The organism is Pseudomonas sp. PS01299 (assembly GCF_029960145.1).
In the GTDB taxonomy this organism is placed as follows: Bacteria; Pseudomonadota; Gammaproteobacteria; order Pseudomonadales; family Pseudomonadaceae; genus Aquipseudomonas; species Aquipseudomonas putida_A.
On sequence record NZ_JASCPO010000429.1, the window covers coordinates 1 to 2,547 of the forward strand.

2 protein-coding genes are annotated in these 2,547 nt (G+C 62.0%); both read left to right on the top strand.

Going from position 1 to position 2,547, the window contains the following annotated elements; genetic code table 11:
- Window positions 1–211: 211 nt before the first annotated feature.
- Window positions 212–1,318: an enoyl-CoA hydratase/isomerase family protein gene (locus QMX91_RS30665; RefSeq protein ID WP_135295775.1), complete on the top strand. Its 1,107-nt coding sequence runs from the start codon at window positions 212–214 to the stop codon at window positions 1,316–1,318.
- A 3-nt stretch (window positions 1,319–1,321) separates the two neighbouring features.
- A complete protein-coding gene (locus QMX91_RS30670; protein ID WP_282413865.1) occupies window positions 1,322–2,473 on the top strand; it encodes an acyl-CoA dehydrogenase family protein in 1,152 nt (383 codons plus the stop codon).
- Window positions 2,474–2,547 lie beyond the last annotated feature (74 nt).

Consider the following 2,547-nt stretch of genomic DNA (forward strand, 5'->3'; position numbering starts at 1 on the left):
GCGCAGCAGTCGTAAACCCGCGGTGTCGGGCCGCTTCGCAACCCGGCGAGAGCAAGCTCCCTCGCCACAAAGGCAATCCTCAACCTGCTGCAAAAACGCAAACTCCCCCTGCACATATCCCGGTTGTACACGGCAAATTTGCACTGTTACGATCCGTCAACGCTCGCGCGCGAGCTTCTCGAATAAAGACAATAAAAGCAGGGAGTTAGTGATGACTGCTCAGGCTTCATCCCCGCGGACGCCGTCCATGGATGCCACGCCAGACGAAGTGCTGGCCGAGGTTCGCAATCACATCGGTCACCTGACCCTCAACCGCCCCGCCGGTCTCAACGCCATCACCCTCGACATGGTTCGTCAGTTGCAGCAGCAACTCGATGCCTGGGCGACTGACGCCAGCGTGCACGCCGTGGTGCTGCGCGGTGCCGGTGAGAAGGCGTTCTGTGCCGGTGGCGATATCCGTTCGCTGTACGACAGCTTCAAAAGCGGCGACACGCTGCACGAAGATTTCTTCGTCGAGGAATACGCCCTCGACCTGACGCTTCATCATTACCGCAAACCGGTGCTGGCCTTGATGGACGGTTTCGTCCTCGGCGGCGGCATGGGCCTGGTGCAAGGTGCCGATCTGCGGGTGGTCACCGAAAAGAGTCGTCTGGCGATGCCGGAAGTGGCGATCGGGTATTTCCCCGATGTCGGCGGCAGCTATTTCCTCTCACGGATTCCCGGTGAACTGGGGATCTATCTGGGCGTCAGCGGCGTGCAGATTCGCGCGGCCGATGCGTTGTACTGCGGGCTGGCCGACTGGTTTGTCGACAGCAGCAAATTGTCGAGCCTCGACGAACAACTCGATCACCTGGAATGGCGCGACACGCCGCTCAAGGATCTGCAGGGCCTGCTGGCGAAAAACGGCGTGCAAACCCTCGCCGATGCGCCGCTGGAGAAACTGCGCCCGGCCATCGACCACTTCTTCGCCCTGCCGGACGTGCCGAGCATTGTCGAGCAACTGCGCGCAGTCACCGTCGCCGACAGCCACGAGTGGGCGACGAGCACCGCTGACCTGCTGGAGACCCGCTCGCCACTGGCGATGGCCGTGACCCTGGAGATGCTCCGGCGCGGTCGGCACCTGAGCCTGGAACACTGTTTCGCCCTCGAACTGCATCTGGATCGCCAGTGGTTCGCACGCGGCGACCTGATCGAGGGCGTGCGCGCCCTGCTGATCGACAAAGACAAGACACCACGCTGGAACCCGCCGACCCTTGCTGCGCTGGACGCCGGGCATGTCGCGAGTTTCTTTCACGGTTTTACTGAGAGCGGGAGCTGAGCCATGCACGATCTCGAACTGACTGAAGAACAAGTGATGATCCGCGACATGGCCCGAGACTTCGCCCGTGGCGAAATCGCGCCGCATGCGCAAGCCTGGGAAAAGGCCGGCTGGATCGACGACACACTGGTGGCGAAGATGGGCGAACTCGGTTTGCTCGGCATGGTGGTGCCCGAGGAATGGGGCGGCACTTACGTCGATTACGTGGCCTATGCGCTGGCGGTGGAAGAGATTTCTGCCAGCGACGGCGCCACCGGTGCGTTCATGAGCATCCACAATTCGGTGGGCTGCGGCCCGGTCATGAACTACGGCAGCGAAACGCAGAAACAGACCTGGCTGGCGGATCTCGCCAGTGGCCAGACGATTGGCTGCTTCTGCCTCACTGAACCGCAGGCCGGCTCCGAAGCGCACAACCTGCGCACCCGCGCCGAACTGCGCGACGGCCAGTGGGTGATCAACGGCGCCAAGCAATTCGTCAGCAATGGCAAACGGGCGAAACTGGCAATCGTGTTTGCGGTGACGGATCCGGATCTGGGCAAGAAAGGCATTTCCGCGTTCCTCGTACCGACCGATACCCCGGGTTTCATCGTCGATCGCACCGAACACAAAATGGGCATCCGCGCCTCCGACACCTGCGCGGTGACCCTGAACAACTGCAGCATTCCCGAGGCCAATCTGCTCGGCGAGCGCGGCAAGGGTCTGGCGATTGCCCTGTCCAACCTCGAAGGCGGCCGCATCGGCATCGCCGCGCAAGCCTTGGGCATCGCCCGGGCCGCGTTTGAAGCGGCGCTGGTGTATTCCCGCGATCGCATCCAGTTCGGCAAGCCGATCAACGAACACCAGAGCATCGCCAACCTGCTGGCCGACATGCACATGCAAATCAACGCGGCGCGACTGATGATCCTGCATGCGGCGCGCCTGCGCACGGCGGGCAAACCGTGCCTGTCGGAGGCCTCACAGGCCAAACTGTTCGCCTCGGAAATGGCCGAAAAGGTCTGCTCCTCGGCGATTCAGATTCATGGCGGGTATGGGTATCTGGAGGACTATCCGGTCGAGAAGTACTACCGCGATGCGCGGATTACCCAGATCTACGAGGGGTCGAGCGAGATTCAGCGGATGGTAATTGCGCGGGAGCTGAAGAACTACCAGTTGTAACGCCAAAAGCTTCGCGAGCAAGCCCGCTCCCACATTGGATCTGCGTCGTACACAAATCCCATGTGGGAGCGGGC

What these genes read in the sequence shown, in the direction of transcription:
- QMX91_RS30670 (WP_282413865.1), top strand. Translation starts at nt 1,322, where the DNA reads ATGCACGATCTCGAACTGACTGAAGAACAAGTGATGATCCGCGACATG.
- QMX91_RS30665 (WP_135295775.1), top strand. Translation starts at nt 212, where the DNA reads ATGACTGCTCAGGCTTCATCCCCGCGGACGCCGTCCATGGATGCCACG.